At 45.2% G+C, this 25007-nt stretch carries 24 protein-coding genes, 1 pseudogene, 1 riboswitch and 1 other annotated feature; of the genes and pseudogenes, 6 read left to right on the top strand and 19 right to left on the bottom strand.

Annotated elements, in window-relative coordinates:
- Positions 1 to 8 precede the first annotated feature (8 nt).
- From hisD to tet(35), 3 genes are all read right to left on the bottom strand, one after another.
- On the bottom strand, positions 9 to 1304 hold the full coding sequence (gene hisD, locus PQQ36_RS11015; protein WP_273661202.1) for a histidinol dehydrogenase: 1296 nt from the start codon (positions 1302 to 1304) through the stop codon (positions 9 to 11).
- A 5-nt stretch (positions 1305 to 1309) separates the two neighbouring features.
- The gene (gene hisG / locus PQQ36_RS11020; protein ID WP_011080740.1) at positions 1310 to 2206 is read right to left on the bottom strand and encodes an ATP phosphoribosyltransferase; all 897 of its coding nucleotides are present in this window, start codon (positions 2204 to 2206) and stop codon (positions 1310 to 1312) included.
- A 43-nt stretch (positions 2207 to 2249) separates the two neighbouring features.
- Positions 2250 to 2386 (bottom strand) — a sequence feature (His leader region).
- A gap of 180 nt (positions 2387 to 2566) precedes the next feature.
- Positions 2567 to 4168, bottom strand: a complete 1602-nt coding sequence (gene tet(35), locus PQQ36_RS11025) for a tetracycline efflux Na+/H+ antiporter family transporter Tet(35) (protein WP_013572023.1) — start codon at positions 4166 to 4168, stop codon at positions 2567 to 2569.
- Positions 4169 to 4274: 106 nt separating this feature from the next.
- Positions 4275 to 4454: riboswitch (Lysine riboswitch) on the bottom strand.
- Positions 4455 to 4943: 489 nt separating this feature from the next.
- Between tet(35) and PQQ36_RS11030 the strand changes: the two genes are divergently transcribed.
- Positions 4944 to 5351, top strand: a complete 408-nt coding sequence (locus PQQ36_RS11030) for an H-NS histone family protein (protein ID WP_011080742.1) — start codon at positions 4944 to 4946, stop codon at positions 5349 to 5351.
- A gap of 45 nt (positions 5352 to 5396) precedes the next feature.
- Here PQQ36_RS11030 and PQQ36_RS11035 read toward each other — a convergent pair whose 3' ends face one another.
- On the bottom strand, positions 5397 to 6701 hold the full coding sequence (locus PQQ36_RS11035; RefSeq protein WP_011080743.1) for an inosine/guanosine kinase: 1305 nt from the start codon (positions 6699 to 6701) through the stop codon (positions 5397 to 5399).
- A gap of 116 nt (positions 6702 to 6817) precedes the next feature.
- Positions 6818 to 7087 (bottom strand): hypothetical protein, encoded by a 270-nt coding sequence (locus tag PQQ36_RS11040; protein WP_011080744.1) that lies wholly within the window; start codon positions 7085 to 7087, stop codon positions 6818 to 6820.
- Between the two features lie 189 nt (positions 7088 to 7276).
- Here PQQ36_RS11040 and mnmA point away from each other — a divergent pair, with 189 nt between their 5' ends.
- The 3 genes from mnmA (at position 7277) to purB (ending at position 10548) form a co-directional block, all read left to right on the top strand.
- Positions 7277 to 8401, top strand: coding sequence for a tRNA 2-thiouridine(34) synthase MnmA (mnmA, locus tag PQQ36_RS11045; RefSeq protein ID WP_011150016.1), 1125 nt, complete (start codon positions 7277 to 7279; stop codon positions 8399 to 8401).
- Between the two features lie 10 nt (positions 8402 to 8411).
- Entirely contained in the window at positions 8412 to 9029 is a 618-nt protein-coding gene (gene hflD / locus PQQ36_RS11050; RefSeq protein WP_011080746.1) for a high frequency lysogenization protein HflD, read from the top strand.
- Between the two features lie 148 nt (positions 9030 to 9177).
- Positions 9178 to 10548: an adenylosuccinate lyase gene (purB, locus tag PQQ36_RS11055; protein WP_011150014.1), complete on the top strand. Its 1371-nt coding sequence runs from the start codon at positions 9178 to 9180 to the stop codon at positions 10546 to 10548.
- Between the two features lie 178 nt (positions 10549 to 10726).
- On the opposite strand, the gene PQQ36_RS11060 is transcribed toward purB, so the two are convergent.
- The 9 genes and pseudogenes from PQQ36_RS11060 to htpX all read right to left on the bottom strand — a co-directional run bounded on the left by PQQ36_RS11060 (position 10727) and on the right by htpX (position 17923).
- A complete protein-coding gene (locus tag PQQ36_RS11060; RefSeq protein WP_011080748.1) occupies positions 10727 to 11260 on the bottom strand; it encodes a DUF3833 domain-containing protein in 534 nt (177 codons plus the stop codon).
- 1 nt (position 11261) lies between these two features.
- Entirely contained in the window at positions 11262 to 11825 is a 564-nt protein-coding gene (locus PQQ36_RS11065) for a chalcone isomerase family protein (protein WP_043921048.1), read from the bottom strand.
- A complete protein-coding gene (locus PQQ36_RS11070; RefSeq protein WP_011080750.1) occupies positions 11782 to 12297 on the bottom strand; it encodes a DUF2878 domain-containing protein in 516 nt (171 codons plus the stop codon). Before PQQ36_RS11070 ends, PQQ36_RS11065 begins: the two co-directional genes overlap by 44 nt.
- Positions 12298 to 12301: 4 nt before the next feature.
- Complete coding sequence (locus PQQ36_RS11075; protein ID WP_011080751.1) at positions 12302 to 13558, bottom strand: SAM-dependent methyltransferase; 1257 nt, start codon at positions 13556 to 13558, stop codon at positions 12302 to 12304.
- Between the two features lie 35 nt (positions 13559 to 13593).
- A complete protein-coding gene (locus PQQ36_RS11080; protein ID WP_434076414.1) occupies positions 13594 to 14361 on the bottom strand; it encodes a DUF1365 domain-containing protein in 768 nt (255 codons plus the stop codon).
- A gap of 2 nt (positions 14362 to 14363) precedes the next feature.
- The gene (locus tag PQQ36_RS11085) at positions 14364 to 15656 is read right to left on the bottom strand and encodes an NAD(P)/FAD-dependent oxidoreductase (protein WP_011080753.1); all 1293 of its coding nucleotides are present in this window, start codon (positions 15654 to 15656) and stop codon (positions 14364 to 14366) included.
- A gap of 16 nt (positions 15657 to 15672) precedes the next feature.
- The gene (locus tag PQQ36_RS11090; protein WP_011080754.1) at positions 15673 to 16398 is read right to left on the bottom strand and encodes an SDR family oxidoreductase; all 726 of its coding nucleotides are present in this window, start codon (positions 16396 to 16398) and stop codon (positions 15673 to 15675) included.
- On the bottom strand, positions 16395 to 16814 hold the full coding sequence (locus PQQ36_RS11095; protein WP_011080755.1) for a nuclear transport factor 2 family protein: 420 nt from the start codon (positions 16812 to 16814) through the stop codon (positions 16395 to 16397). The genes PQQ36_RS11090 and PQQ36_RS11095 overlap by 4 nt, the downstream gene beginning before the upstream one ends.
- Positions 16815 to 17054: 240 nt before the next feature.
- A pseudogene (htpX, locus tag PQQ36_RS11100) lies at positions 17055 to 17923 on the bottom strand (protease HtpX).
- A gap of 352 nt (positions 17924 to 18275) precedes the next feature.
- Here htpX and PQQ36_RS11105 point away from each other — a divergent pair.
- A complete protein-coding gene (locus tag PQQ36_RS11105) occupies positions 18276 to 18443 on the top strand; it encodes a hypothetical protein (RefSeq protein ID WP_013572034.1) in 168 nt (55 codons plus the stop codon).
- A gap of 50 nt (positions 18444 to 18493) precedes the next feature.
- Here the strand turns inward: PQQ36_RS11105 and bioD are convergent, their stop codons facing one another.
- The 4 genes from bioD to bioB are packed head-to-tail and all read right to left on the bottom strand — an operon-like array spanning position 18494 to position 22176.
- Positions 18494 to 19177, bottom strand: coding sequence for a dethiobiotin synthase (bioD, locus tag PQQ36_RS11110; RefSeq protein ID WP_011080758.1), 684 nt, complete (start codon positions 19175 to 19177; stop codon positions 18494 to 18496).
- Positions 19174 to 19983 (bottom strand): malonyl-ACP O-methyltransferase BioC, encoded by an 810-nt coding sequence (gene bioC / locus PQQ36_RS11115; RefSeq protein ID WP_194592859.1) that lies wholly within the window; start codon positions 19981 to 19983, stop codon positions 19174 to 19176. Before bioC ends, bioD begins: the two co-directional genes overlap by 4 nt.
- Positions 19983 to 21140: an 8-amino-7-oxononanoate synthase gene (bioF, locus tag PQQ36_RS11120; protein ID WP_273661209.1), complete on the bottom strand. Its 1158-nt coding sequence runs from the start codon at positions 21138 to 21140 to the stop codon at positions 19983 to 19985. The genes bioC and bioF overlap by 1 nt, the downstream gene beginning before the upstream one ends.
- Positions 21124 to 22176, bottom strand: a complete 1053-nt coding sequence (bioB, locus tag PQQ36_RS11125; RefSeq protein ID WP_011080761.1) for a biotin synthase BioB — start codon at positions 22174 to 22176, stop codon at positions 21124 to 21126. Before bioB ends, bioF begins: the two co-directional genes overlap by 17 nt.
- Positions 22177 to 22316: 140 nt before the next feature.
- Between bioB and bioA the strand changes: the two genes are divergently transcribed.
- The gene (bioA, locus tag PQQ36_RS11130) at positions 22317 to 23594 is read left to right on the top strand and encodes an adenosylmethionine--8-amino-7-oxononanoate transaminase (RefSeq protein ID WP_039553314.1); all 1278 of its coding nucleotides are present in this window, start codon (positions 22317 to 22319) and stop codon (positions 23592 to 23594) included.
- Between the two features lie 62 nt (positions 23595 to 23656).
- Here the strand turns inward: bioA and serS are convergent, their stop codons facing one another.
- Entirely contained in the window at positions 23657 to 24964 is a 1308-nt protein-coding gene (gene serS / locus PQQ36_RS11135; RefSeq protein WP_011080763.1) for a serine--tRNA ligase, read from the bottom strand.
- Positions 24965 to 25007: the final 43 nt, after the last annotated feature.

The raw sequence follows: 25007 nt of genomic DNA on the forward strand, positions 1-25007 counted from the left end.
CTCTCTCCTTATCCACGTGCATTCAGCTTTTCGACACGAATGGTCACCGCACGTTTGTGCGCATCCAACCCTTCCGCTTCTGCCATTGTAACAACCGTAGGTGCCAGTGTTTTTAAACCTTCAGCCGATAGTTCTTGAATCGTCATACGTTTTGAAAAATCAGCCAAACCTAAACTTGAATACGTACGGGTGTACCCATACGTCGGCAATACGTGGTTGGTTCCTGACGCATAATCACCCGCCGATTCAGGCGACCAATCACCCAAGAAAATGGAACCTGCGTTATCCAGCAATGGCAACAACTCTCGAGGATTTTTGGTTTGAACAATTAAATGCTCTGGCCCGTAATAATTTGAAATAGAAACCGCTTGGGTCAAGGAGTCTGCAATAATAATTAAACTCGACGCTAGTGCTTTTTCAGCAATTGAGGCACGCGATAATTGCTTCAACTGCTTCTGCACAGCATCCGTTACTTGATCTGCAATCAATACTGATGGAGTCACCAAAACCACTTGAGAGTCTGGTCCGTGCTCAGCTTGGCTAAGTAAATCGGCGGCGATAAAATCGGCATCTGCAGTTTCATCAGCAATCACCAACACTTCTGATGGCCCAGCGGGCATATCAATGGCTGCACCACGAAAATCATTGCTCACTTGGCGTTTTGCTTCTGTGACATACGCATTGCCAGGACCAAATATTTTGTCCACCTTAGTGACACTTTCTGTACCATAAGCCATCGCCGCTACCGCTTGCCCACCACCAACATTGTAAACTTCATCTATATTACAAAGCTTTGCCACATAGAGAATTTCATCTGCAATCGGTGGTGGTGAACATAAAACCACTTTACGGCAACCCGCGATTTGCGCAGGAACACCCAACATCAATACCGTTGAAGGCAGCGGTGCACTGCCACCAGGAATGTATAAACCCACTTTTTGTATCGGGCGAGTGACTTGTTCACACACCACACCCGGTTGTGTTTCGACTTTAATTGGCGTCGGTTTCTGGGCATTGTGGAACTTCGCGATATTGGCGTAAGCCTGCTCAAGCGCTTGCTTCATTTTTGCAGTTAAGCGAGCAGAAGCCTCCTCGATTTCTTGTTCAGTCACTCGAATCGATTCTGGTTTAACGCGATCAAACTTTTCCGTCAGTTCGAACATCGCCGCATCGCCTTCTGCTCTGACTTTCGCAATCACTTCTGCTACTGCAGCGGTAATATTCGCACCTTCTGTTATCGCTGGACGTTCCAAAATAGCGTCTTGTTGCGTCTCACTAAGAGATTGCCAAACAACCGTTCTCATGAGCCTTACTCCATCATTTTTTCAATTGGTAGAACAAGAATAGAGCTCGCGCCAAGTTCTTTGAGCTGTTCCATCGTTTCCCAGAATAAGTTTTCTGTACTCACCAAGTGGACGGCCACTCGTTGTTTCTCTGCAGACAGTGGTAACACGGTTGGATCTTCCGCCCCTGGCAACAGTGCTTTGATCTGTTCTAGCTTATCAACTGGAGCATGTAGCATGATGTATTTGGATTCTTTGGCTTGCTGAACACCTTGCATACGCGTTAACAGTTTCTCGATAAGCGCTTGCTTGTCTTGGGCAAACTCACCTGAACGTTGAATAAGTGTTGCTTTCGATTGGAAAATAACCTCAGCCTCTTTTAGGCCATTGGCTTCAAGTGTTGCGCCTGTTGAAACCAAATCAGCGATTGCGTCCGCCAAACCAGCACGAGGCGCAACTTCAACAGAGCCTGTCAGCATACAGGTTGAGAAAGGCACACCTTGTCGATCCATATACGCTTTGAGCAGTTGTGGGTAAGTCGTCGCAATACGTTTCCCAGCAAGATCTTGTGGGCCATTGTATTTTTCATCTTTATCAATCGCGATGGACAAACGACATCCACCAAAATCTAGACGACTCAAGGTTTCAAATTGACAAGCATCACCAGTGGCTTTGCGCTCTAGACGCACTTCTTCCAACACGTTTTCACCGATAAAACCAAGGTCAACAACGCCATCCATGATCAGCCCTGGGATGTCATCATCACGAACTAATAACAGATCAATCGGCATATTTTCTGAGTGCACGACTAAACGCTCACCCATAATATTGAATTTAACGCCACACTTTTTTAAGAGCCCTTGGCACTCTTCACTCAGTCGGCCTTTTTTCTGAATTGCAATTCTTAAGCGTTGTGTTTGCATGACATTGTCCCTGTGCTTCAATTTGAAAATGATGAAAGTGAAAACTAAAAAACCCTCGAGAGATGTTGGTCTCCCGAGGGTTTAAAATCTGAATTTGATGATTTTCACCTCCGGGAGTTTCCTATCTCCCGGGTATGCGTACATCTCCCGAAAGACTAGACTGGGTGATGATGGTGATGAATGTTCATTACAAAATTACGCATACTTATATAGGCTCTTAGCTTGATTGCTTCGTTGATAACCACACTAACTAAGCTGCTCTTATTTTGCAACACTTTATTTTAAAAAATATCAATTTGTATAAGACAAATAAAAAGGGTAGCCGAAGCTACCCTTTCAAAGTTTATATAAATGAAGATGTTACGCTTGTTGGCAAGACTCAATCTTTGCTTTTGACAACCAAGAGAGGATTGCACAAACGATGATGAATGCCATGGTTGCAGCCGCTAGTGAGAACATAACGGAAGCGGTCATACCCAATACAACGAAACCAATACAAGAAACCAACGCCACTGCAAGTGCATAAGGTAACTGAGTCGCTACGTGGTCAATATGATGACAACGAGCGCCCGTTGAAGAAAGAATCGTCGTATCAGAAATCGGTGAACAGTGATCACCAAAAACAGAACCAGCTAATACTGCACTTAGCATAGGAAGCATAAGAGCGATATCTGTCGCACCCGCCATATCACCCGCGATAGGTAGCATAATACCAAACGTGCCCCACGATGTTCCGGTAGAAAACGCCATTAAACCAGAAAGCAGGAATAGAATCACAGGTAGCCAATGAGGGTTAATACTGCCTTGTGCCATGGTAGACAAGTAGCTACCCGTTTTCATGTCGCCAATAACCGAACCGATAGTCCAAGCGAAAATCAGAATAAGGATTGCACCAAACATCGATTTAGCACCGATCCATAAAGTGCGAGCAATTTCTGCAACTGGAAGACCTTGTTTGAACACGGTGAACAAGGCCACAGCCAAACCAACCAGACCACCATAAATAAGCGATGTACCTACGTTGGTATTTTCGAATGCACCAAGCAAGTCAAAAGCTTTACCATCCGCCGCAAGTGCTTGGCCACCGGTATAGAGCATTGAAGCGACCGTTGCAATAATCAAAGCAATGATCGGCATAACAAGATCGGTCACTTTACCTTTATCGCTTTCACGGATATCAAGCTCTTCGTCAATTTCATGCGCTTCTTTTAGGTCAGTATCAGCGTCATTGTCAAAACCACGGCCTTGTGAGGCGGCAATTTCATGTTCACGCATTTTACCAATGTCTAAACCAAACCAAGCGACCGCAAACACCATTAACAAGGCGAAAATCGCGTAGAAGTTCATCGGTACTAAACGTAGATATGCGCCTAATGCGGAATATTCAGTGATGCCATGTGACACCAAAATACCGCCAATAATGGTCATGATGTACGCACCCCAACTCGATGCAGGCATCACCACACACATTGGTGCTGCTGTTGAGTCTAGAATATAAGCAAGTTTAGCGCGTGAAACATAAAAGCGGTCCGTTACTGGGCGAGAAATCGCACCCACAGCTAGGCTATTGAAATAGTCGTCTACAAAAATGAATACGCCTAAAAACGCTGCTAGTAATTTCGAACCTCGCTTACTTTTCACTCGAGTCTGTGCCCATTCAGCAAAAGCTCGAGTGCCTCCAGAAAGAGTCAGTAGAGCGGTGGTCATACCCAATAACAACAAGAAACCAACAATACTCATATTCCAAGTATTGATGCCACCATCTTCAATAAAAACAGCTGAAACTTTATCTGTAATATAAGCTGCCGCAGAGCCTACCGAATAATCATTCAGTAACACTGCACCTAGAAGAATACCGACACCAAGCGATACAAGCACTTTACGCGTTAAAATGGCTAGCGTCAGTGCCACTATCGGCGGTAAAAGTGAAATGGGAGATGTAGCAAAATCTATTAAATTCATGATCTTCAAAAACCAAAGTTTGGCTAGAGATCTACTGCAGACAAAGTAAACAGGATGTCCGTTACTTATGTTGAACTAAGCGACAGGGAAGTGAACACTTCACCCAACCTACAGTAGCGCTCCATAGTTATACATTAAATACTATGGCAGTATTGTTCCTTTCGGATGCAACCCCAGCAAACTGCTTTGATATGCAATTCACTTCGGCAATGGATACCTTTCACTATTATTCATTGGCATCACCCCAATAATAGTTACTCTTTACCATTGCGCCTCTACGTCGATAACAAATTCTTAACTATCTGCCGATTAAAAAAACAACAAATAATCTAATTTATCGCATCAGGTAGCGGCTATTGTACTCATGACGCTCCTCATTGCAACAGATCTGTCTTAAGTTGATTAAATTTGAAAAATCAATATGAGACAGGTTTTCTATTGCCGTTTCATTAATCCATTCTCTTTGCATCATGATACTAATAATAGAAAAAATGAGATCACAAACCACTTTCCATTGAACCATTTTGTTATAAAGCCATCTAATCATTCGTAAAATATTTTTGAGATAGCTTTTTGTTCAGTGAAGGAATTGCTTCTACAACTTTCGTCTGTCTTAGAAATTTTATAATCATTCTTTTTTAATTTTTTTACTTTTAATATTGCTTATATTGTATTGCGCGTTAATATTAGCATCGTAAGAATTAATCTAGTTTGTTTAATTTAATTCTCGGTATTATTATTAGACAATCGACTTAGCGAATATATAGGAAAGGTTATGTCTGAACTAACAAAAACTCTGTTGAACATTCGCAGCCTACGTGCGTTTTCTCGTGAACTTACTCTTGAGCAATTAGAAGAAGCTCTAGATAAATTGACAACTGTTGTTGCAGAGCGTCAAGAAGCGGAAGCAGAAGAACGTGCAGCGAAAGCTGAACAAGAAGCGAAACTAGCGGCTATCGCAGAACAAATTGCTAAAGATGGTATCGATGTCGAAGCACTAATCAGCGCACTTGCTGGCGAAACTAAAGTGAAGAGCAAAGGTAAACGTGCTCCTCGCCCAGCGAAATACAAGTACGTTGACACCAATGGTGAAGAAAAAACTTGGACTGGTCAAGGTCGTACACCTTCTGCAATCCAAGCTCAATTAGATGCGGGTAAATCTCTAGAAGATTTCGAAATCTAATACATTTTAGATATCAGTAAAAAGGCTCCTTTCGGAGCCTTTTTATTATCTTTCCCAATACGCTTCTTCTAAGCTATCTTCGCGTTCCGGTAAGCCACGAGATAGGCGCGGAGAATGTTGTACCAACACTTCATAACTGGCACGGTTAGCATACTTACACACTTGAGAAAAAGATGAGTACGTCAAAAACTCATACACGTGCTTACTTGAGTTTGGCACGTTTTCTTTGTGATATTTGTTTGCCGCCATATCGTGCAGTACCGCTGAAAGTGCAGCATCACCTGCCCCATTGGTATTTTTAATTTTCTCAGGACCGCCCATATACGGTGAAATATGTGAATAGACTTTAATCGGGTTTTCACAAGATGCTTTTTTCGTTGGACGACTAAATTCATAACGATTGAATTCAGCAATGCAGCCTGGAAGTAACGGTAGAGATGTTTCACGCTTCGCGCTGTCTTCTGTATAACCGGCCATAAATAGACCAAGCGGACCCGCAGTACAAAGTACCATGTCTGCCCAATCCAGTGTTTTATCTGAAGCGGCTAAAGGATCGGATTCCCCAGTCAATGCTTCGGCTTCATCTTCATTCATCGCAACTACCGTCACATTGTCACGAATAAATTCTTGCCAGAAGGTTGGGTCATCTTGAATCACAAATTTAGTGCCAAGCGTCAAAACAACAGGTACATCGTATTTTTTTGCGTACTCGATGGCTTTCATCGTCGCATCAGGCATTGGATCACCTTCTTTACAACGAATCAAATAAGCGGTGAGCACCAAAGCTGAGGCTTTTTTAAAGATCTTTTCCGGAATATTATCTGGATGAAGTTGGTTCATTTGACCTTCACTAATCGCAAAAGTGCGTTCACCATCTTCGGTAATCAACGCGAAACAGCGACCAATCGCGCCATCGACACCTTGCAGATAATTAAGATCCATACGGCTTGATGTGTTACATAAGTAACGGTATCCGTAACTACCAATCTTAATATCTTGACTCATCACGCCCAATAATGTCGAACGATCATCTGCGAGCACTGAGTAATTGTGCAGCGTATTGCCAATCGTACCGCCAGCATATTCGTTGGTAATCAGATTTTCTTGCTTTAACTGCTGATATAGCGCTTCTGCCGTCACATCATCAATAACCAGCGAGTGCCCTTTACTCAAACCGTATTTTTCAATCATTTCCGACGTCACTCTCGCTTCGATATCCACCAAAGTTTGATCAATACCGATAATATGAGTACGCGTCATTTTCTTGCTTTCCTGCGCCTGACTCACTAATGGGTCACGTGCATGTACGGGAAAATAGTGTTTTGATTTGCGCTGTCCGGGAAATTTCATAGTGTTTGTCTGAGTACGGGGTTAAAAGAAGTGCGGATTCTAACTCGCACTCCCATAGGCGGCAATAAAGGCAATTATAGCAAACGTTTGCTACGTACTTTTTATTTTGCGAGGCGCTATTCACCTTCCATAAAGCTTAAATCTGGCAGGCAATCCAAGTTTTCGCTGTAACGTTTTAAATTGAACTCGCCGTCATTTTTCATCACGTCGAAAATCTCAATTGACATTGCACACGCCATCATCGCCACCGCATCTTCACGAGGCGTGCCTGTCATCATTAGGCGCATCAACGTTTCTTTGACCTTGATTGGATTTCCATCTTCAAGTTGATTTTCAATGATCTCGATAAGATCCGCCTCTTGCATAAATTGCATTTCGTCAGTCATGATGTTTACTCATTAGGATTTTTTCCAACTATGCCACATTCCCACTCAGAGCTCGCGCGGAATTTCTTTTCGCTTGTCCTTTTGCTGAAAAAAGCAGCGAAAACGAATTGTGATTGCGATCTCGGATCTGTCACCCGTTTCTGCTTTCTGTTAGAATTCGCCTCCAGTTAATTTTAGTGGTGTTGAGTAATGTCTGATAACAGCCAAAAGAAAGTCATCGTTGGTATGTCTGGCGGTGTAGATTCATCGGTTTCTGCCTATCTTCTAAAACAGCAAGGCTATCAAGTTGAAGGCCTATTTATGAAGAACTGGGAAGAAGATGATGATTCTGAGTATTGTACTGCGGCAGAAGATCTCGCCGACGCTCAGGCTGTTTGTGACAAACTTGGCATTCACCTACATAAGATCAATTTTGCGGCAGAATACTGGGACAATGTATTCGAATATTTCCTTTCCGAATACAAGGCGGGCCGTACCCCTAACCCAGACATCCTTTGTAACAAAGAAATTAAGTTCAAAGCGTTTTTAGAATTTGCCGACGAAGTACTTGATGCCGATTACATCGCGATGGGTCATTATGTCCGTCGTTCTTTCCCTGAAAATGGTGAAAAGCCACAGATGCTGCGTGGTTTAGACGGCAATAAAGATCAGAGCTACTTCCTCTACACGCTAAGTCACGAACAAGTGGCACGTAGCCTCTTCCCTGTTGGCGAGCTGGAAAAGCCAGAAGTTCGTCGCATTGCGGAAGAACAAGGTCTGATTACCGCGAAAAAGAAAGATTCTACCGGTATCTGTTTTATCGGCGAACGTAAGTTCACCGATTTTCTAAGCCGCTACTTACCAGCTCAACCGGGTAATATTGAGTCGCCAGAAGGCGAAGTGCTTGGTCAACACCAGGGTTTGATGTACCACACGCTAGGCCAACGTAAAGGCCTACATATTGGTGGCCGTAAAGGCGGTGGCGGTAACGAAGAACCATGGTTTGTTGCAGAAAAAGACCTTAAGCGCAATGTGTTGATTGCCGTTCAAGGACAAGATCACCCTATGCTTAAGTCCGAAGGCCTGATTGCTTCTCAGCTTCATTGGGTAGAACGTGAGCCAATTCGCGATGTGATGAAATGCACGGTGAAAACTCGTTACCGTCAACAAGATATTCCTTGTACAATCATCCCTATTGATGACGAAAACATTAAAGTGATTTTCGATGAACCAGAGATCGCAGTGACCCCAGGTCAATCCGCTGTTTTCTACCAAGGTGATGTTTGTCTTGGTGGTGGTATCATCGAGAAACGCATTAAATATACTCAAGCTTAGGAGTCGTTACGTGGCGAATACACTTTATGACCGTACCATTGCTTTTGCTGGCATGTGCCAAGCTGTGGCATTAGTTCAGCAAATCGCGAGAAACGGACATTGTGATCAAGATGCCTTTGAAACTTCTATTAAAGCAATTTTGAATACCAATCCAGCCAACACACTTGATGTGTTTGGCAATGAGTCACAACTCAAACTGGGTTTGGAATGCTTAGTAAAAGGGATTGATAGTACCCCCACTGGTAGCGAAGTGACTCGCTACCTCATCAGTTTGATGGCGTTAGAGCGCAAACTGATGGGCAGGAATGATGCGATGTCACAACTTGGCGATCGTATTCAGATGGTACAAAGACAGACGGAACACTATGATCTTTTTGAAGAACAGATGATCAGCAATGTGGCCAGTATCTACCTCGATGTTATCAGCCCTATCGGCCCTCGAATCCAAGTGACAGGTACGCCGACGGTATTACAACAAACATCGAATCAACACAAAGTACGTGCGTTACTCCTTTCTGGTATTCGCAGTGCCGTGCTTTGGCGTCAAGTTGGCGGTCGACGCCGCCATCTGATCTTCGGCAGAAAGAAAATGGTTGAGCAGGCGCAGATCCTGCTGGCTAGAATGTAATTCGACCATCATTAGCTCGCGCCAGACGCGAGCTAATTGTTTTGGTCAAAATCACCTTAGCGCAAACGTTTGCGCAATATTCGTGACAATTGCCACAGTTATTGGTATAAAGCTCGCGAAATTTTGAAACCCAATTCAGGAGAACATCATGGAACTGTCAGCATTGACTGCTGTTTCACCAGTAGACGGCCGTTACGGAAGCAAGACAATTGCGTTACGCGAAATTTTCAGTGAATACGGTCTACTAAAGTACCGTACTATCGTTGAAATCCGCTGGCTACAAAAGCTTGCTGCTACTGCTGAAATTGCAGAAGTGCCAGCGTTCAGCGCAGAAGCAAACCAATTCCTCGACGATCTTGCTGCTAACTTCTCTGAAGCAGACGCATTACGCATCAAAGAGATCGAGCGTACCACTAACCATGACGTTAAAGCGGTGGAATACTTCTTAAAAGAGAAAGTCGCTGACGTTCCTGAGCTTCACGCTGTTAACGAGTTCTTCCATTTTGCCTGTACTTCTGAAGACATTAATAACACCTCACACGCTTTAATGCTTAAAGAAGCACGTGAGACGGTCATTCTTCCAGAAATTCGTAACCTGATTGACGCAATCAAAGCACTTGCTGTTGAATACCGTGACATTCCTCTTCTATCTCGTACACACGGTCAGCCAGCTTCTCCATCGACAATGGGTAAAGAAATGGCAAACGTGGCGTACCGTATGGAGCGTCAATACAAGCAAATCGAAAACGTTGAAATCCTAGCGAAAATCAACGGTGCGGTAGGTAACTACAACGCACACCTTTCTGCTTACCCAGAGCTCGATTGGCACAAATTCTCTGAAGAGTTCATCACTGAATCTCTCGGTGTTACTTGGAACCCTTACACCACGCAGATCGAACCACATGACTACATCGCAGAGCTATTCGATGCTGTGGCACGTTTCAACACGATTCTGATCGACTTCGACCGTGACGTTTGGGGTTACATCGCACTAGGCCACTTCAAGCAAAAAACCATTGCTGGCGAGATCGGTTCTTCAACCATGCCACACAAAGTGAACCCAATCGACTTTGAAAACTCTGAAGGAAACCTAGGTCTTGCAAACGCAGTGTTTGGCCACCTAGCACAAAAACTGCCAATCTCTCGTTGGCAACGTGACCTGACGGACTCAACAGTTCTACGTAACCTTGGTGTGGGTGTTGGCTACGCAATCATCGCTTACACATCGACGCTTAAAGGCATCAGCAAGCTTGAAGTCAACCGTGAAGCACTTCTTGCGGAACTAGACAAGAACTGGGAAGTACTTGCAGAGCCAGTACAAACCGTTATGCGTCGTTACGGCATTGAGAAGCCATACGAGAAGCTAAAAGAGCTGACTCGTGGTAAGCGTGTAGACGGTGAAGCAATGCGTAATTTCATCGACGGTCTTGAGCTTCCTGAGCACGAGAAAGCACGTCTAAAAGAGATGACGCCAGCAAACTACATCGGTCAAGCTATCGAGCTGACAGACAAGCTGTAAGAGAATCGAGAATCGAGAATCGAGAATCGAGAATCGAGAATCGAGAATCGAGAATCGAGAATCGAGAATCGGATAATTGTTAGGGTTGACGTGAAAGCGTCAACCCTTTCTTTCTTTAGGGCGGAGATAAGGCTAGACTCCTATTCCCGAATCTCGGAGCGCAGCGTTCCTAACTGTTTTATTGCCTCTGGAAGAACAACGTAATCGTCCCTACCTCTACGCCAAACTTCTTAATCTTGGTGAGATTAAACACATGCTTTTCATCTTGGCGATAAAGCCAATCATCAAAGGATACCGTCAAGCTTGAACCATCGACTTGCAGTTCAAAATCATAGCGCCATTGCAGTGCATTACCCAGCTCCATTCCCTCAGCAACGCCGATAATATCGTCAGCTTCGCCTTGATAGCGACCATCGGACAATCGGGTAATCCGCCAAATGCGCTGATCAATCTCACCATCGTCAAAAACAAAATCTTCAACGAGCGTCAGTGTGTTATTGTCAACAGAACCAACAATCTCAACCTCAAAGCGTCTGGTTTGTTTACCGCTATAGTCTTGCACCATGCCCCAAGCTTTCACATTTCCAGAAAAATACTCAAACAGTTCAAACTTTGGAGATGCTTGCTGGTAGTCCTTAAGGTCACTCGAACAGCCGACCAAAACGTTCAATGTCATAACAAGCAAGACGATAAAAACATTATGTTTGTTCATCTTATTGATTCCATCCGATTAATTTTGCTCGCAAAGAGGGATATTGAGTTTTTGGCGATAACCAAATCGCGAGGAAAGCATCGTTAAGCTCCTGATCAGCCACATCACCGGCCACTTCAGCTTTGTCACTGTCATGTCGAATAAAAAGCAAACGCCCTTTTTCTCCATCAGTAATGTAGGTCAGTTTGTCGCCTTTTTTGATGTTGGGAAAAATCAGCTCGAGGCTATCTCTCCACGGTTTTTTCGCTGTGATACCCATCTTTTGCCACTGCTCTTCCGTTGCACTGAGTAGATCCTCACGTGAAATATCGCGTAAGTATCGAATCTCCAAGGCGAGGGGATGTGGCGTAACATCTGCATTCACCTCGAACTCACCATTTGGTGTAACCAACTTAGAATCATAGATATCAAAGACAAACCAGCTCAATCGTGCCTCCCCAACGGTCTGCCACTGCTGCCAAGTCTCAATGTCTGCTGCTCCTGTTTGACCATAAGAGCTAGACGAAACGCCTAGCAAAAGACTAAGAAACGTACTCCGAATGACACAACTTGCTTTTCTCATCATGGCGAAGAACCTTAATGATAAAGAGCGTGATGATTGCCCATTCTAAAAACACAATCGATGCCGTTATCAACACGCTGTAACCGTAAGCCACCGCATTGAGTTTATAACCTGCGTAGTAACTTAAGCAGCCCCCCAATGCACCTACTGTTAATACGTAAAACGGAGCAAAACGGAGCAAAATTCTTTTCAGTTGATAAGCGTACCAAGCAAAAACTACCCATAAGCTTAAAAGCCAAACGGGTAAGAAAGTCGACGTGAACTGAAAAATTGAGAGATATTGATTGAGCGAGTCGACTAGGCAGCCGACCACGGCAATCAACAGCGTTGGTTTCCAGGTTTTTTGGTCTACTCGGTACTGATACCCCAATGTCATCAAGGCAAAGCAGAGTGTGACCCATTGCCACTGCTCGGTGCCAATAACCGCAAGAAACCAAACGAGATTGAACCAAGCAGAGGCGAGAATAAGAGCCATGATACTAGGCTCTTTGAAGCGTCATGTGTACGGTACTGATGCTACGAGCTAAGAATCCCCCCTCACAATAACTTAGGTAGTAACGCCACATACGAATAAATCGCTCATCATACCCTAGTCTTTTGACTTGCTCTTCAGCGTGGTTAAAACGTCGGTGCCATTCTTGTAATGTTTTTGCGTAATCCATCCCAATATCAAACAAATCTCTAATCACTAAATCACTGTATTGGGTCGTGGCTTGAGCCAGTGAAGTCACTGACGGTAAAAATCCCCCCGGGAAAATGTACTTTTGAATAAAATCGACGTTGTTACTGTAATATTCGTAACGTTGGTCGGCGATAGTGATCGCTTGTATTGCCATCAAACCACCAGGTTTTAATAATGACTGGCACACCTTGATGTAAGACGGTAAATATTGCTTACCTACCGCCTCTATCATTTCGATAGAAACCAATTTATCAAACTGCCCAGTTAAATCTCGATAATCTTTCTTCAATAACTGAATACGCTCAGTCAAACCTCTTTCTGCAATCTGTTGTTTTGCGTAGTCATATTGCTCATCTGAAATCGTCGTGGTTGTCACCCGGCAGCCATAGGTTTCCGCCATGTATATCGCCATTGCCCCCCAACCTGTGCCGATTTCAATCACCTCATCACTGGGTTTTAATTGCAATTGCTGACACAAGCGATCCATTTTATTTATTTGTGCTTGCTCTAATGATTCACTATCCGAGTGATAAAGGGCTGACGAATATAACATTCTCTCATCCAAGAATACTCTGTAGAGGTCATTACCAAGATCATAATGGGCATGAATATTTTTACGCGAGTTTTCCTGCGTATTTCGATTGCTCCAATGACTGAGTTTGTAAAGCAGTTTGGTGACCCAGCTACTTTGGTTTTCTAATCCATCTAATGCATTCAGATTGAGCGCCATTAATTTCATTAACGAAGTTAAATCCGGACTGTCCCACCAACCATCCATATAGGCTTCACCTGCTGCTATACTCCCCCCTCTCAACACACGAGAATAGAAGCCGGGGTGTTTGACTTCGATTGTTGCGCTAATGGCCACACCCGGCTTGTGATTGTGTGCCCCTACAAAGCGTTCACTACGCTCTTGAGAGTCACTTTGAAAACTTTCAATGACCGTCAAAGTGCCGATTTCCATACGCTGTAAGCACTTAAATATCAGAGTCCTAGCCGCCTTTTGTGCTGTAGATAATGGAGAGGTAAATGCCATCGAAGAAGTATTTAACATGCAGAATTCTCCCTAAATTTATTATTCTTCACAGTTTAGTCGTTATTCTCAGTCCGGTTGGCTGGAGAGCGGTATTTGGGATGCGAGTAAAATGGTGCACCTTTTTTCCATAATTTGAACGCATGCCAGTAAATCCCTACCAACACTTTTACTGTTTGAATAGGCGTTACGATCAGTCGTTTTAGCAGATTGCTACTAGAAAATGGCTCTGCACTCATCGCCATGGTGGCATCAAACTGTTTATTTTCTTTGTGGCATTCCAAATGAATATGTAACTTTTCACTGAGCGGTTTAAGTCGCCAAATATAAGACTGTTCAATGGGGTTAAAGGGTGAAACGTGAAATGCTTTGGTTTGTTTCCAGCCAAAAGACGAGTCATGTTCATCCGCAGAAATAGCGTAATAATGACGCTCATTCCAAGGAGTGTTACTCACTTCCGCCAGTAAATAGCGCCAGTGCTCTTTCTCATCAAAAACGTAGTAGAAATTAACCGGGCTAAAGTAGAGCCCAAGATAGCGGAGGTGGCACACCGCGATAACCCTACCGCTGACTGACTCCCCGGTGAGCTCTGTGATTTTCTCTTGCACTGCGCGTTTGAGGCAGCCCTTCCCTACATAGTCGCTGCGTTTAAATCGCGCCCAATGCCACCAGCGAGTGCCAAACCCCCACACTTCTTTTTCAAGCTGCGTTAACTCGTCCAAATCGATCGCTGGCATGAACAATTGATAATTCAAACTATGCTCTACTGGGGTAAAGCGGCGGTGCCGAACATTACCCACAAACAGACGACTACTGATGGCCATGTTCACGCCGCCCCTTGGTGAAAAGAAGTCGCCTCTTCTTTCGCGTGCACAAGGTTGATGCCTCGCACCACATCCAAGGCGCTGCGAACGCCATCTTCATGGAATCCGTTGTACCAATACGCACCGCAAAACCATGTGTGATTTCGCCCTTGAATGTCATCTCGTCTCTGCTGTGCCGCGATCGACTCTGTGGTAAATACCGGATGGTGGTAAACAAACTTACGGATAACTTTGTCTTCGTCTATCTTGTCGCTGCTATTGAGCGTCACGCAAAACGTATGTTCTGCTTCAATGTGCTGGAGAATGTTCATGTTGTAGGTTAACGAAGGTAAGCGTGTGTCTTCTCCTTCCTTACCATCGAGTAAATAGTTCCACGATGCCCACGCAGCCTTTCTGCGAGGCAGCAAGCTGTCATCTGTATGCAAAACAACCTCGTTGGCTTGATATGCCATACGCGACAAAATCGAGGCTTCATCACAGGAAGCATCCTCCAATAGCGACCTCGCTTGATCGCTGTGACAGGCAAAAATAACGTGATCAAAACGTTGTGCTGCTCCTGCAACATATAATGTGACACCCGTTGAGTCGCGGATCACTTTTTCAACTGGACAGTTCAAACGAATACGATCAGAGAAGCCCTTCGTTAATGGCGGGATGTAAGCTTTTGAGCCACCATCAATCACGTACCACTGTGGTCGGTTGGTAACATCAAGAAGGCCATGATTGAGAAAGAAACGTAGAAAAAACGTAAGAGGGAAAGCACGCATATCCGCTAAGGTCGATGACCAAATCGCAGCCCCCATTGGCAAGATATAGTTGTCGCTAAAATAGTCACTAAAGCCATGCGTATCTAAGAACTCCCCAAGTGTTTGTTGGGCAATGTGGTCATGGTGCGCAGACGCTTTTGCCAGTTTGTTAAAGCGCAGGATTTCAAAAATAAAACCGTAGAACTGCGGTTTAAACCAGTTCCTTTTTTGAGCAAACAGTGTCGCCAGCGTGTGGCCATTGTACTCAAGTCCATTGCTGTCATTGCGAACACTAAAGCTCATTTGGGTTGCACGCCCAGTCACGCCAATTTCATCCATCATATTGATGAAATTGGGGTAGGTTCGATCGTTATAGACGATGAACCCCGTATCGACTGAGTAGTCTTTACCGTTGAGTGCAAAATCGATCGTCGCCGTATGCCCTCCAATGTAATCATTGGCTTCAAACAGTGTAATGTCATGCGCTTTGTGCAGATGGTAGCCACATGTTAATCCGGAGATGCCTGTACCTATTATTGCAATTTTCATACATTATCCTTTGAATTTATTGGGCAATTAATTTTGAAGCTAACGCCTTCTGCCAACGGTAAGGCAGTAACGCAAGTAACCGAATAAGAGCGGTAAACCGAGCGGGAAAATAGATGTGCTGCTTCCCGGATGCCAATTGTTGCCGAATCGCCTTTGAGGCTTGTTCAACCGTGATGATCATCGGCATTGCAAACGTATTTTTGTCCGTCAGCGGAGTGGCAACAAAACCAGGAAAGACAGTGACAACATCAATGCCCTTGGCTTGAAGATTGAGCGACAAGCTACGCGCAAAATACCCAATCGCGGCCTTAGACGCGCCATACGCTTCCGCTCTTGGCAGGGCGAGTTCCGAAGCAATAGAACCGACAATCACCACCTTGTGTCCAGGTTGAAAATGGGTTTGGCTGGCCTCGATACAGTTCACCACACCAAAAACATTGACGCTGAACACACGTTGCATCAATTGGGCATCAACGATGCCATCGTCCATGTATTCACAATCACCGGCGTTAAATATCCAAACGTTTGGAATAAAGGGCAGCACCGATAATGCCTCTCGCGTTTGCTGGTAATCCGTGACATCAAAACTGATCGTTGCTATGGCGGGGGAATAATCTTCTAGCTCTTGGAGAACCTGACGATTGCGTCCGCATGCAATCACTTTTGCACCTGCATCAGCAAAATCTTTCGCTAGCTGCTTGCCGATCCCCGATGTCGCACCGGTAATGAGCACTGAGTTCATTGCCCTAACCTCTGCTTTATGGCCCGAATGATCCCACCCAGTAACGGAAGGTTTTCATAGAGCATTTCGCCAAGGTCAAAATAGTCGCGGTGGTAAATCACCTTCCCCGCTTCAAATTTGAGGTGTGAAACGCCTTTAACCTCGACACTGGCCCCTTTTTTGAGTTTGGGATGCTGTAACGTCATCGTCCAAGTAAGAAAGCCTACATTGTCGATTTGGTGCTGCTCATGAATATCGAAACGGCAGTCAACCACGTTTTCATAAAGATTGGTAAAGTAAAGCTCCAACGCTTGCCAACCCTCTAAGCGATGTGCCGCATCCTCAAACACGACGTTTCTATGATATACATCCGCCAGTAAGTGAAGATTGTCTTTATTCAGTGCTCGGTACACATTACCGACCTTCATCGCGTCCATATTTCCCTTGTTCCATGGTTAAAGTGTTTTAAAAACAGTCACATTTAAAACATAGACTAGTGTAAGCAGTTATACCGATTGTTTTTTTGTATAACTTCTACTGAATACGAGAGGGGAAAAATTTGGATCACTCAAAACGAAAAAAGCCCAGAGAGAGTTCTCCAGGCTTTCTGTTTCGAATCCAATTCGCTGATGAGTTGGCTCACCTTTGCATCGATTCGCGATTCACTTGTCGCATCATTAGAAATTGCGAAGGGCAGCGATACGCTTATCGAGTGGCGGGTGGCTCATAAGCAGTTCTGTTAGAGATTGCTTACCGTTAATACCAAATGCCATCATGGTGCCATCCAGTTTTGATTCTTGGCTCATTTTTAGACGCTCTAGAGCCGCTATCATTTTCTCTTTACCAACTAGACGGGCGGCTCCCGCATCGGCATGGAATTCACGATGACGGCTATACCACATGGTGATGAAGCTCGCGAGAAAACCAAACACCAGCTCAAGCGCGATAGAAACCGCGAAATACACCATCATGTTTGAACCTTCACCTTCTTCATCGCTGTTATTAGAAGCCACCATGTTGGCAATAAAGCGAGACAAGAAGATAACGAAGGTGTTCACAACACCCTGCATCAACGTCATGGTCACCATGTCACCATTGGCGATATGGCTCACCTCATGCGCCAGCACCGCTTCTGCTTCATCACGTGTCATGTGTTGTGCAGCAGACCCGTAGAAACCGCGACCAGCGAATCGTCACGCTTTGCCCCAGTTGCAAACGCGTTGATGTCCGGCGAATCATAAATGGCAACGGTTGGCATACCAATGCCCGCTTGCTGAGCTTGGCGACTCACCGTTTCCAATAACCAGTGCTCTGTCTCGTTACGAGGGCTCTCGATCACCATTCCACCGACAGAGCGTAGTGCCATTCCCTTTGACATCATCAAGGAGATAAATGCACCACCAAAACCAAATACCGCAGCCATCACCAATAAACCTGAGAGGCTTCCTGGCTGCATTCCAGTTACAGCATAAACAATGTTCAACACAACGCTGAGGACTAGAACCACAGCTAGGTTGGTAATTAAAAACAACATGACTCGCTTCATTACTTTTCTCCAAAGAAGCTTATTTATATTGATGGCCAGTTGAGCTGACCTCTTTTGCTAATAGATATAGTCTAATTTGTTTAAAAACAAGGTTAAGTGATAAATTGCAACATTTGTTTACCAAGATGCTTATCTGTTAGAAATCAACATCATCGAATTTCTCTGCATCGTTTTGTTTCAAACGTCCTCTCACGCGTTAGACTTTTGTCTTATTGTGCTTATTCGGCTTCGTGCTATTTTCAATGTCAGATATTCAATACTGCTCTGAACTAGGTCGAATCGTCTTATCTGTGCCAATGAAAAGCGTTTCAAACAGAGCAGAAATAAACCCATGTTAACAAAGGACATGATCATGGTAGAAGCTAACAACTATCAAATGGCTATTGATTTATTGTGCTGTCACCTAGGGATTTCTGAAGAAGAGGCAAAACAGCAGCTCGGCATTTCAACTGAGCAGCAAGTTGCAAAGCAAATCTCTGATACTCAACAGGCGCTTATGGGCTTAGTTCAAGACAAATAAGCACAAGACCTGATAAAGAAAGGGCTGCCAACGGCAGCCCTTTTGATGTTTTAAAGCTCGAGTAACACATCCGCATTGATGTATTTACCGAGGTCTTTACGCTTGGCGCTTGGGATATAAGGAATTTCGCCCAGCTTTGGAACCTCCAAACGCTCTTCCAACATATCAATGATCTCTGCGTAGTGCTCTGTGCCAGGATTCACTCGATTAGCAACCCATCCAACCAAATTGAGGCCATCGGCTTTGATCACTTCAGCGGTCAGTAAGGCGTGGCTGAGGCAACCCAATTTGATGCCAACAACCAACACAACAGGCAGATCTTCTTGCTTAACCCAAGTAGACAGACTGTCAGTGTCTGACACTGGAACTCGCCAACCACCCGCACCTTCAACAAGCACGACGTCTGCATTCTCTTTGTGCTGCGCAAGTTTGCGGCTCAGCACAGCATAGTCAATCTCTACTTTTTCATGTTTTGCCGCAATGTGCGGAGACGCTGGCAACTCGAGGGCATATGGATTGATGTCCTCGTAATCAACGGCCACTGTCGCCGCTTTCTGCAGGTGCAAGGCATCTGAATTACGCCAACCTTCTGGCGTTTTATCGCTGCCTGCCGCTACTGGTTTATAACCAATAGTACGTAGATCTTTGGCCGCTAATGCGTGAAGAATCGCTTTAGATGCCACGGTTTTGCCCACATCGGTATCCGTACCTGCAATGAAAAATGCTTTCATCATAACTGTATAACCCCTAAACAAACCTTATAACTTGCCGGTACATGACCTAGATGGTTCTGAAATGTCTGGTACTCTCTTTCCACTCGTTTTAACGCTTGTCTTGTCGTTAAACCATGTGAGCGCCCGCTTACATGGTTCGCACCTATACCCTTAAGATCACGCATAACAGCAAACGCAGACTCGTACCAGACTGTGATATCGGTCAAGTCTAGATGATGGTTATGACTATGAGATTGCGCTAACGCAATTTTTACCTGATTGGCAGAGATAAAACGGTTGACGTGTTGATATGAGTCAATTTTTGCCCAGGCTTGCTTTAGCTCATTGAGTGAGCCATCCAGTAATGTGGAAAACAACACTTGGCCATGCGGTTTTACAACACGGTTCATTTCACGTAAAGGCCGCGATAAATCCTCGCACCATTGCAAGGCTAAGCTACTGAAGACAATGTCAAAATCATCACGTTCGAATGGCAAAGACTCCGCATCGGCAACGCGATACGACACCGACTCTAGCCCACAACGGGCCTTTGCCTGCTCAAGCATCTCATGCGATAAGTCGGCACATACGACTTCAGCGCCTCGTTGCAAAAGTTGCCATGAGAAATACCCCGTGCCACAACCAAGATCCAAAACACGCAAGCCCGATAAATCTTGGGGCAGTTTATCTAATAACTTATGTCCAACTTCTCGTTGAAATGCCGCATGCTGGTCATAGCTTTTTGCCGCCTTACCGAATGCTTGAGCAATAGCCAGCTTATCCACATACGCTTCCTCCGCAGTAAAGGATACCTTAGCCATTTCCATTAGTACTCTCCTGTGACTGTCAGCAGTACTTGTGCCAGTGTGTGCATCTGTTCTTTTGTGTGATTAGCAGACAACGTGATTCTTAGGCGCGCCGTGTTTTTGGGTACCGTCGGCGGACGAATCGCTGTCAACCAAATGCCTTGCTCTCGGCAACGCTGTGCAACCATCACGGCTTGTTGTGTCTCTCCAATAAGCCACGGTTTGATCGGCGTTTGAGTGGCCACAAAACTATCGTGCTCCCCCAAATATTCCGCAAAAAGGGTTTGTAGCTCATTAAGCTTGTCTCGTCGCCACTGCTGCGTTCGAATCATCTCCACGGCATGCGTCAACGCGAAAGCTTGTGCAGGCGGAAGCGCGGTAGAGTAAACGTGGTGACGAGCAAATTGAGCAAGGAAATCACCGCTGGATTTATCCGTTAGAAGTGCTGCCCCCGATAAGCCGAATGCTTTACCAAAGGTGACCACCAAAAAATCTGGCTTCACACTAGCGAGCGCACAGCTTCCGCGACCTTCTTCACCGAGCACGCCAACACCATGCGCATCGTCCACCATTAAGCTCGCCGAATGTCGTTGGGTGAGTGCGTGCATTTCAGCCAATGGTGAACAATCACCATCCATGCTAAATACGCCTTCCGTCACCACCAAACTTGGGCAATCAGATCGGTTTAAAATCGCATCTAGTGCTTGAAGATCATTATGCTTAAATCGCTTCATGCTAGCAGGAGACAAAAGCCCTGCCTCGATTAAAGAAGCGTGATTTAATTTGTCTTGCACTAGGAGATCGCCTTTTTCAAGCAGTGCAAGCAACAGCGCTTGATTGGCCGAAAATCCCGATCCAAACAAAGTGGCACTTTCATACCCTAGCCAATCACATAAGGAAGCCGCGAGATTACTGTGTGCAGGCGTGTAGCCCGTCACCAATGGTGATGCCCCACTTCCACAACCATATAAACTCAAACCCTGCTGCCAAGCTCGAACTAAAGATTGGTCGTTTGCCAACCCCAAATAGTCGTTGGCAGAAAAATTGAGATAGCGCTTCCCTTGATGTTCTAAAACCGTTTGATTTCCCGAGAAAATCACTTCACTTTGGCGATTCAAGCCCTGTTCACGTCTCTGCTTCAGGGCTTGCGCGATTCTTTCGTTAAAGGCTTGCGTCATAAAACAGATCGTCTTTTGTTGGGCGAGCAGCCACGCTTTCGACTACGCGATCTAACAATTCGTTTTCTGTAATTTCATCAGGTTTTTGTGAGACTTGCTGACTGTTAATACCCAGCTTGTTAAACAGCTGCATGTCTTTATCTTCGGAAGGGTTTGGTGTTGTGAGCAGCTTACAGCCGTAAAAGATTGAATTGGCGCCCGCCATAAAACACAAGGTTTGCATTTGCTCATTCATGTTTTCACGCCCTGCCGACAAACGAACGGCTGAGGTCGGCATCATAATACGAGCAACGGCGATTAGGCGGATGAAATCAAACGGGTCAACCTCTTCAGCCGTTTCTAAAGGTGTCCCTTTCACCTTAACCAGCATGTTGATAGGAACACTTTCTGGATGCGTAGGCAGATTGGCCAACTCAACAAGCAACCCAGCGCGGTCATTAGCGCTTTCCCCCATACCGATGATACCGCCAGAGCAGATCTTCATGCCTGCGTCACGTACATGAGATAAGGTATCTAGGCGATCTTGATAAGTGCGTGTGGTAATAATGTTACCGTAATACTCCGGTGAGGTATCGAGGTTGTGGTTGTAATAATCCAAACCCGCGCTTGCCAGTTGCTTAGCTTGTTCTGGGGTTAACATACCCAGAGTCATACAGGTTTCCAGCCCCATATCTTTGACGCCTTTGATCATGTCTGTCAGCAGCGGCATGTCGCGTTCTTTCGGATTCTTCCAAGCTGCTCCCATACAAAAACGAGTCGAACCGGCATTTTTGGCCTTTTGCGCGGCATCCAGAACACGCTCCACTTCCATTAATCGCTCTTTTTCAACATCCGTTTGATAACGAGCGCTTTGCGGGCAGTATTTGCAATCTTCTGGACAAGCACCGGTTTTAATCGAAAGCAAGGTACTCACTTGCACATAGTTCTTAGGGTGGTATTGACGATGAACTTGCTGCGCTTCAAACAACAAATCCATAAAAGGCATTTCCATCAACTCACGAACTTGCGCATGAGTCCAGTTATGACGTACTTCCACGTGTATTCCTTGCGTAATAGTTAACTTGCTATTTTTGTTCTGTTGACAGTCTACCGAGTCCCGATAAACTGTCAACATTAGCAAATAAATCAAAGTTTACATCTGATTTATTTTTAATCTATTTTTACTTGGATTTTATTATGGATTTGGCCTTCGACCGCCAGCACATCTGGCATCCCTACACTTCGACTCTCACACCTCTGACCTGCTATCCCGTGAACTCCGCAAGTGGTGTGTATATCAAACTGGAAGACGGAACCACGCTCATTGATGGTATGTCTTCATGGTGGTCGACCATTCATGGCTACAATCACCCTCACTTGAATCGAGCGGCACATCATCAAATTGATCAAGTATCCCATGTGATGTTTGGTGGTATCACTCATCAGCCAGCGATCAATTTGTGTAAAAAGTTACTGTCCTTGGCGCCAAATAACCTAGAGCATGTCTTTCTCGCTGATTCAGGCTCAGTGGCCGTGGAGGTTAGCTTAAAAATGGCCTTGCAATACTGGCACGCAAGAGGTGAGCGCAGGCCGAAATTTTTGACATTACAGCATGGCTACCATGGCGATACCTTTGCAGCAATGTCGGTCACCGATCCTGACAACTCGATGCATTCACTCTACAAAGGCTTCTTACCAGAGCACATATTTGCGAAATCACCGACTGGTGGCTTTTGGGATGAGTGGAAGCCAGAAGATCTCACTGACTTTGCGCAGAAGATTGAACAGCACCATCAAGAATTAGCCGCAGTAATCCTTGAACCCATCGTTCAAGGCGCGGGAGGAATGCGTATCTATCATCCAGAGTTTCTGAAAGGCGTTCGAGCACTTTGTGATAAGTATGGTCTACTGCTAATAGCAGATGAAATCGCGACTGGTTTTGGCCGTACTGGCAAGCTGTTTGCCTGCGAGCATGCCGATATCCAACCGGACATTCTGTGTGTCGGTAAAGCACTGACTGGGGGCTACATGACCCTTTCCGCGACCTTAACCAGCAAACACGTCGCCGATACGGTTTGTGGCGGTGAAGCAGGTTGTTTCATGCACGGTCCAACCTTTATGGGCAATCCACTCGCCTGCGCCGTCGCAACCGCCAGTTTAGAGTTGATAGAGCAAGGCCAATGGCAACAGCAAACCAAGCAAATCGAATCGCTGTTTTCTGAGTTACTGCCAAAACTTGAAGAATACGACTTGGTGAAAAACACCCGTTGGTTAGGTGCGATTGGTGTAGTGGAAACACATCGCCCAGTGAATATGGAAACCGTCCAAGCCCTGTTTGTTGAACAAGGTGTTTGGATTCGCCCCTTTGGCAAACTGATTTATATGATGCCGCCATTTATCAGCGAGCCGGCTCATATAGAACAATTGGTGAACGCCATTGAAACCGCACTTCAGCGTGCCGAGTGTTTTGTTTAGCCACGAGATAATAAAAAACCCAGCACAGTGGCTGGGTTTTGAGATTTTTTATGGTTAATCAATTAACCGATGTGCGTTGCGCCGCCCATGTACTTCTGAAGTACGGTTGGAATTGCAATGCGGCCATCTGCTTCTTGGTTGTTTTCTAGGATAGCAACCATGGTACGACCTACCGCTAAACCAGAACCGTTTAGTGTGTGTACAAGTTCAGGTTTCTTCTCGCCTTTACGACGGAAACGCGCTTGCATACGACGCGCTTGGAAATCCCACATGTTTGAACAAGATGAGATTTCGCGGTAAGTGTTCTGAGCCGGAACCCATACTTCCAAATCGTAAGTTTTGTGCGAGCCAAAGCCCATGTCACCGGTGCACAATAGCACCTTACGGTAAGGCAACTCTAGAAGCTGAAGCACTTTCTCAGCATGGCCAGTCAACTCTTCTAGTGCATTCATCGAATCTTCTGGTTTGGTGATTTGTACCAGTTCTACTTTGTCAAACTGGTGCATACGAATCAGACCACGAGTATCACGACCGTACGACCCTGCTTCTGAACGGAAACACGGCGTGTGAGCAGTCATCTTAAGCGGCAGATCAGCTTCATCAGAAATCGTGTCGCGAACAAGGTTCGTTACTGGTACTTCTGCTGTAGGGATAAGAGACAGTTTACGTGGCTCTTCATCACTTGCCTTTTCTGTCAGCGGTTCGGTGTGGAAAAGATCTTTACCAAACTTTGGCAGTTGGCCCGTACCAAACAAGCTGTCTGCGTTCACTAGGTAAGGCACATACATTTCCGTATAGCCATGTTCTTCAGTGTGAAGATCAAGCATAAACTGAGCGATGGCACGGTGTAGGCGAGCAAATTGACCTTTCATCACGATGAAACGCGCACCAGTGATCTTAACTGCGCTGGCGAAATCTAGACCGTCACCCATTTCACCTAGGTCAACGTGATCTTTTAATTCGAAGTCGTAAGACTTTGGCTCACCCCAACGCGAAATCTCAAGATTATCGTTCTCGTCTTTGCCATTTGGCACTTCATCCGCAGGAATGTTTGGAACAGAAAGGATGATGTCATCTAACTGCGCCATCACCGCGTCAAGTTCAATTTTTTTCGCATCTAAATCAGAGCCTAATGACCCGATTTGTTGCTTGATCTTTTCTGCGCCTTCTTTGTCGCCAGCCGACATCAGTTGACCGATTTGCTTGGAGATGGAGTTACGCGTGGATTGTAAATTTTCAACTTCTACTTGAATGGACTTACGTTGTTCTTCAAGTTTACCGATTGTCTCTACGTCTAGCTTAAAGCCACGACGTGCCAGTTTAGCAGCTGTTTCATCCAGCTCTGTACGAAGTAATTTAGAATCCAGCATTGTTAATCCTATGCTTTTTGTTGTGAAGGTACGCACCCAATCC

The sequence above is a fragment of the Vibrio sp. CCUG 15886 genome, assembly GCF_028570825.1.
Lineage (GTDB): Bacteria > Pseudomonadota > Gammaproteobacteria > Enterobacterales > Vibrionaceae > Vibrio > Vibrio vulnificus_B.

What these genes read in the sequence shown, in the direction of transcription:
- hisD (WP_273661202.1), bottom strand. Translation starts at nt 1,304, where the DNA reads ATGAGAACGGTTGTTTGGCAATCTCTTAGTGAGACGCAACAAGACGCT.
- hisG (WP_011080740.1), bottom strand. Translation starts at nt 2,206, where the DNA reads ATGCAAACACAACGCTTAAGAATTGCAATTCAGAAAAAAGGCCGACTG.
- PQQ36_RS11030 (WP_011080742.1), top strand. Translation starts at nt 4,944, where the DNA reads ATGTCTGAACTAACAAAAACTCTGTTGAACATTCGCAGCCTACGTGCG.
- PQQ36_RS11035 (WP_011080743.1), bottom strand. Translation starts at nt 6,701, where the DNA reads ATGAAATTTCCCGGACAGCGCAAATCAAAACACTATTTTCCCGTACAT.
- PQQ36_RS11040 (WP_011080744.1), bottom strand. Translation starts at nt 7,087, where the DNA reads ATGACTGACGAAATGCAATTTATGCAAGAGGCGGATCTTATCGAGATC.
- mnmA (WP_011150016.1), top strand. Translation starts at nt 7,277, where the DNA reads ATGTCTGATAACAGCCAAAAGAAAGTCATCGTTGGTATGTCTGGCGGT.
- purB (WP_011150014.1), top strand. Translation starts at nt 9,178, where the DNA reads ATGGAACTGTCAGCATTGACTGCTGTTTCACCAGTAGACGGCCGTTAC.
- PQQ36_RS11060 (WP_011080748.1), bottom strand. Translation starts at nt 11,260, where the DNA reads ATGAACAAACATAATGTTTTTATCGTCTTGCTTGTTATGACATTGAAC.
- PQQ36_RS11065 (WP_043921048.1), bottom strand. Translation starts at nt 11,825, where the DNA reads ATGATGAGAAAAGCAAGTTGTGTCATTCGGAGTACGTTTCTTAGTCTT.
- PQQ36_RS11070 (WP_011080750.1), bottom strand. Translation starts at nt 12,297, where the DNA reads ATGGCTCTTATTCTCGCCTCTGCTTGGTTCAATCTCGTTTGGTTTCTT.
- PQQ36_RS11075 (WP_011080751.1), bottom strand. Translation starts at nt 13,558, where the DNA reads ATGTTAAATACTTCTTCGATGGCATTTACCTCTCCATTATCTACAGCA.
- PQQ36_RS11080 (WP_434076414.1), bottom strand. Translation starts at nt 14,361, where the DNA reads ATGGCCATCAGTAGTCGTCTGTTTGTGGGTAATGTTCGGCACCGCCGC.
- PQQ36_RS11085 (WP_011080753.1), bottom strand. Translation starts at nt 15,656, where the DNA reads ATGAAAATTGCAATAATAGGTACAGGCATCTCCGGATTAACATGTGGC.
- PQQ36_RS11090 (WP_011080754.1), bottom strand. Translation starts at nt 16,398, where the DNA reads ATGAACTCAGTGCTCATTACCGGTGCGACATCGGGGATCGGCAAGCAG.
- PQQ36_RS11095 (WP_011080755.1), bottom strand. Translation starts at nt 16,814, where the DNA reads ATGGACGCGATGAAGGTCGGTAATGTGTACCGAGCACTGAATAAAGAC.
- PQQ36_RS11105 (WP_013572034.1), top strand. Translation starts at nt 18,276, where the DNA reads ATGGTAGAAGCTAACAACTATCAAATGGCTATTGATTTATTGTGCTGT.
- bioD (WP_011080758.1), bottom strand. Translation starts at nt 19,177, where the DNA reads ATGATGAAAGCATTTTTCATTGCAGGTACGGATACCGATGTGGGCAAA.
- bioC (WP_194592859.1), bottom strand. Translation starts at nt 19,983, where the DNA reads ATGGAAATGGCTAAGGTATCCTTTACTGCGGAGGAAGCGTATGTGGAT.
- bioF (WP_273661209.1), bottom strand. Translation starts at nt 21,140, where the DNA reads ATGACGCAAGCCTTTAACGAAAGAATCGCGCAAGCCCTGAAGCAGAGA.
- bioA (WP_039553314.1), top strand. Translation starts at nt 22,317, where the DNA reads ATGGATTTGGCCTTCGACCGCCAGCACATCTGGCATCCCTACACTTCG.
- serS (WP_011080763.1), bottom strand. Translation starts at nt 24,964, where the DNA reads ATGCTGGATTCTAAATTACTTCGTACAGAGCTGGATGAAACAGCTGCT.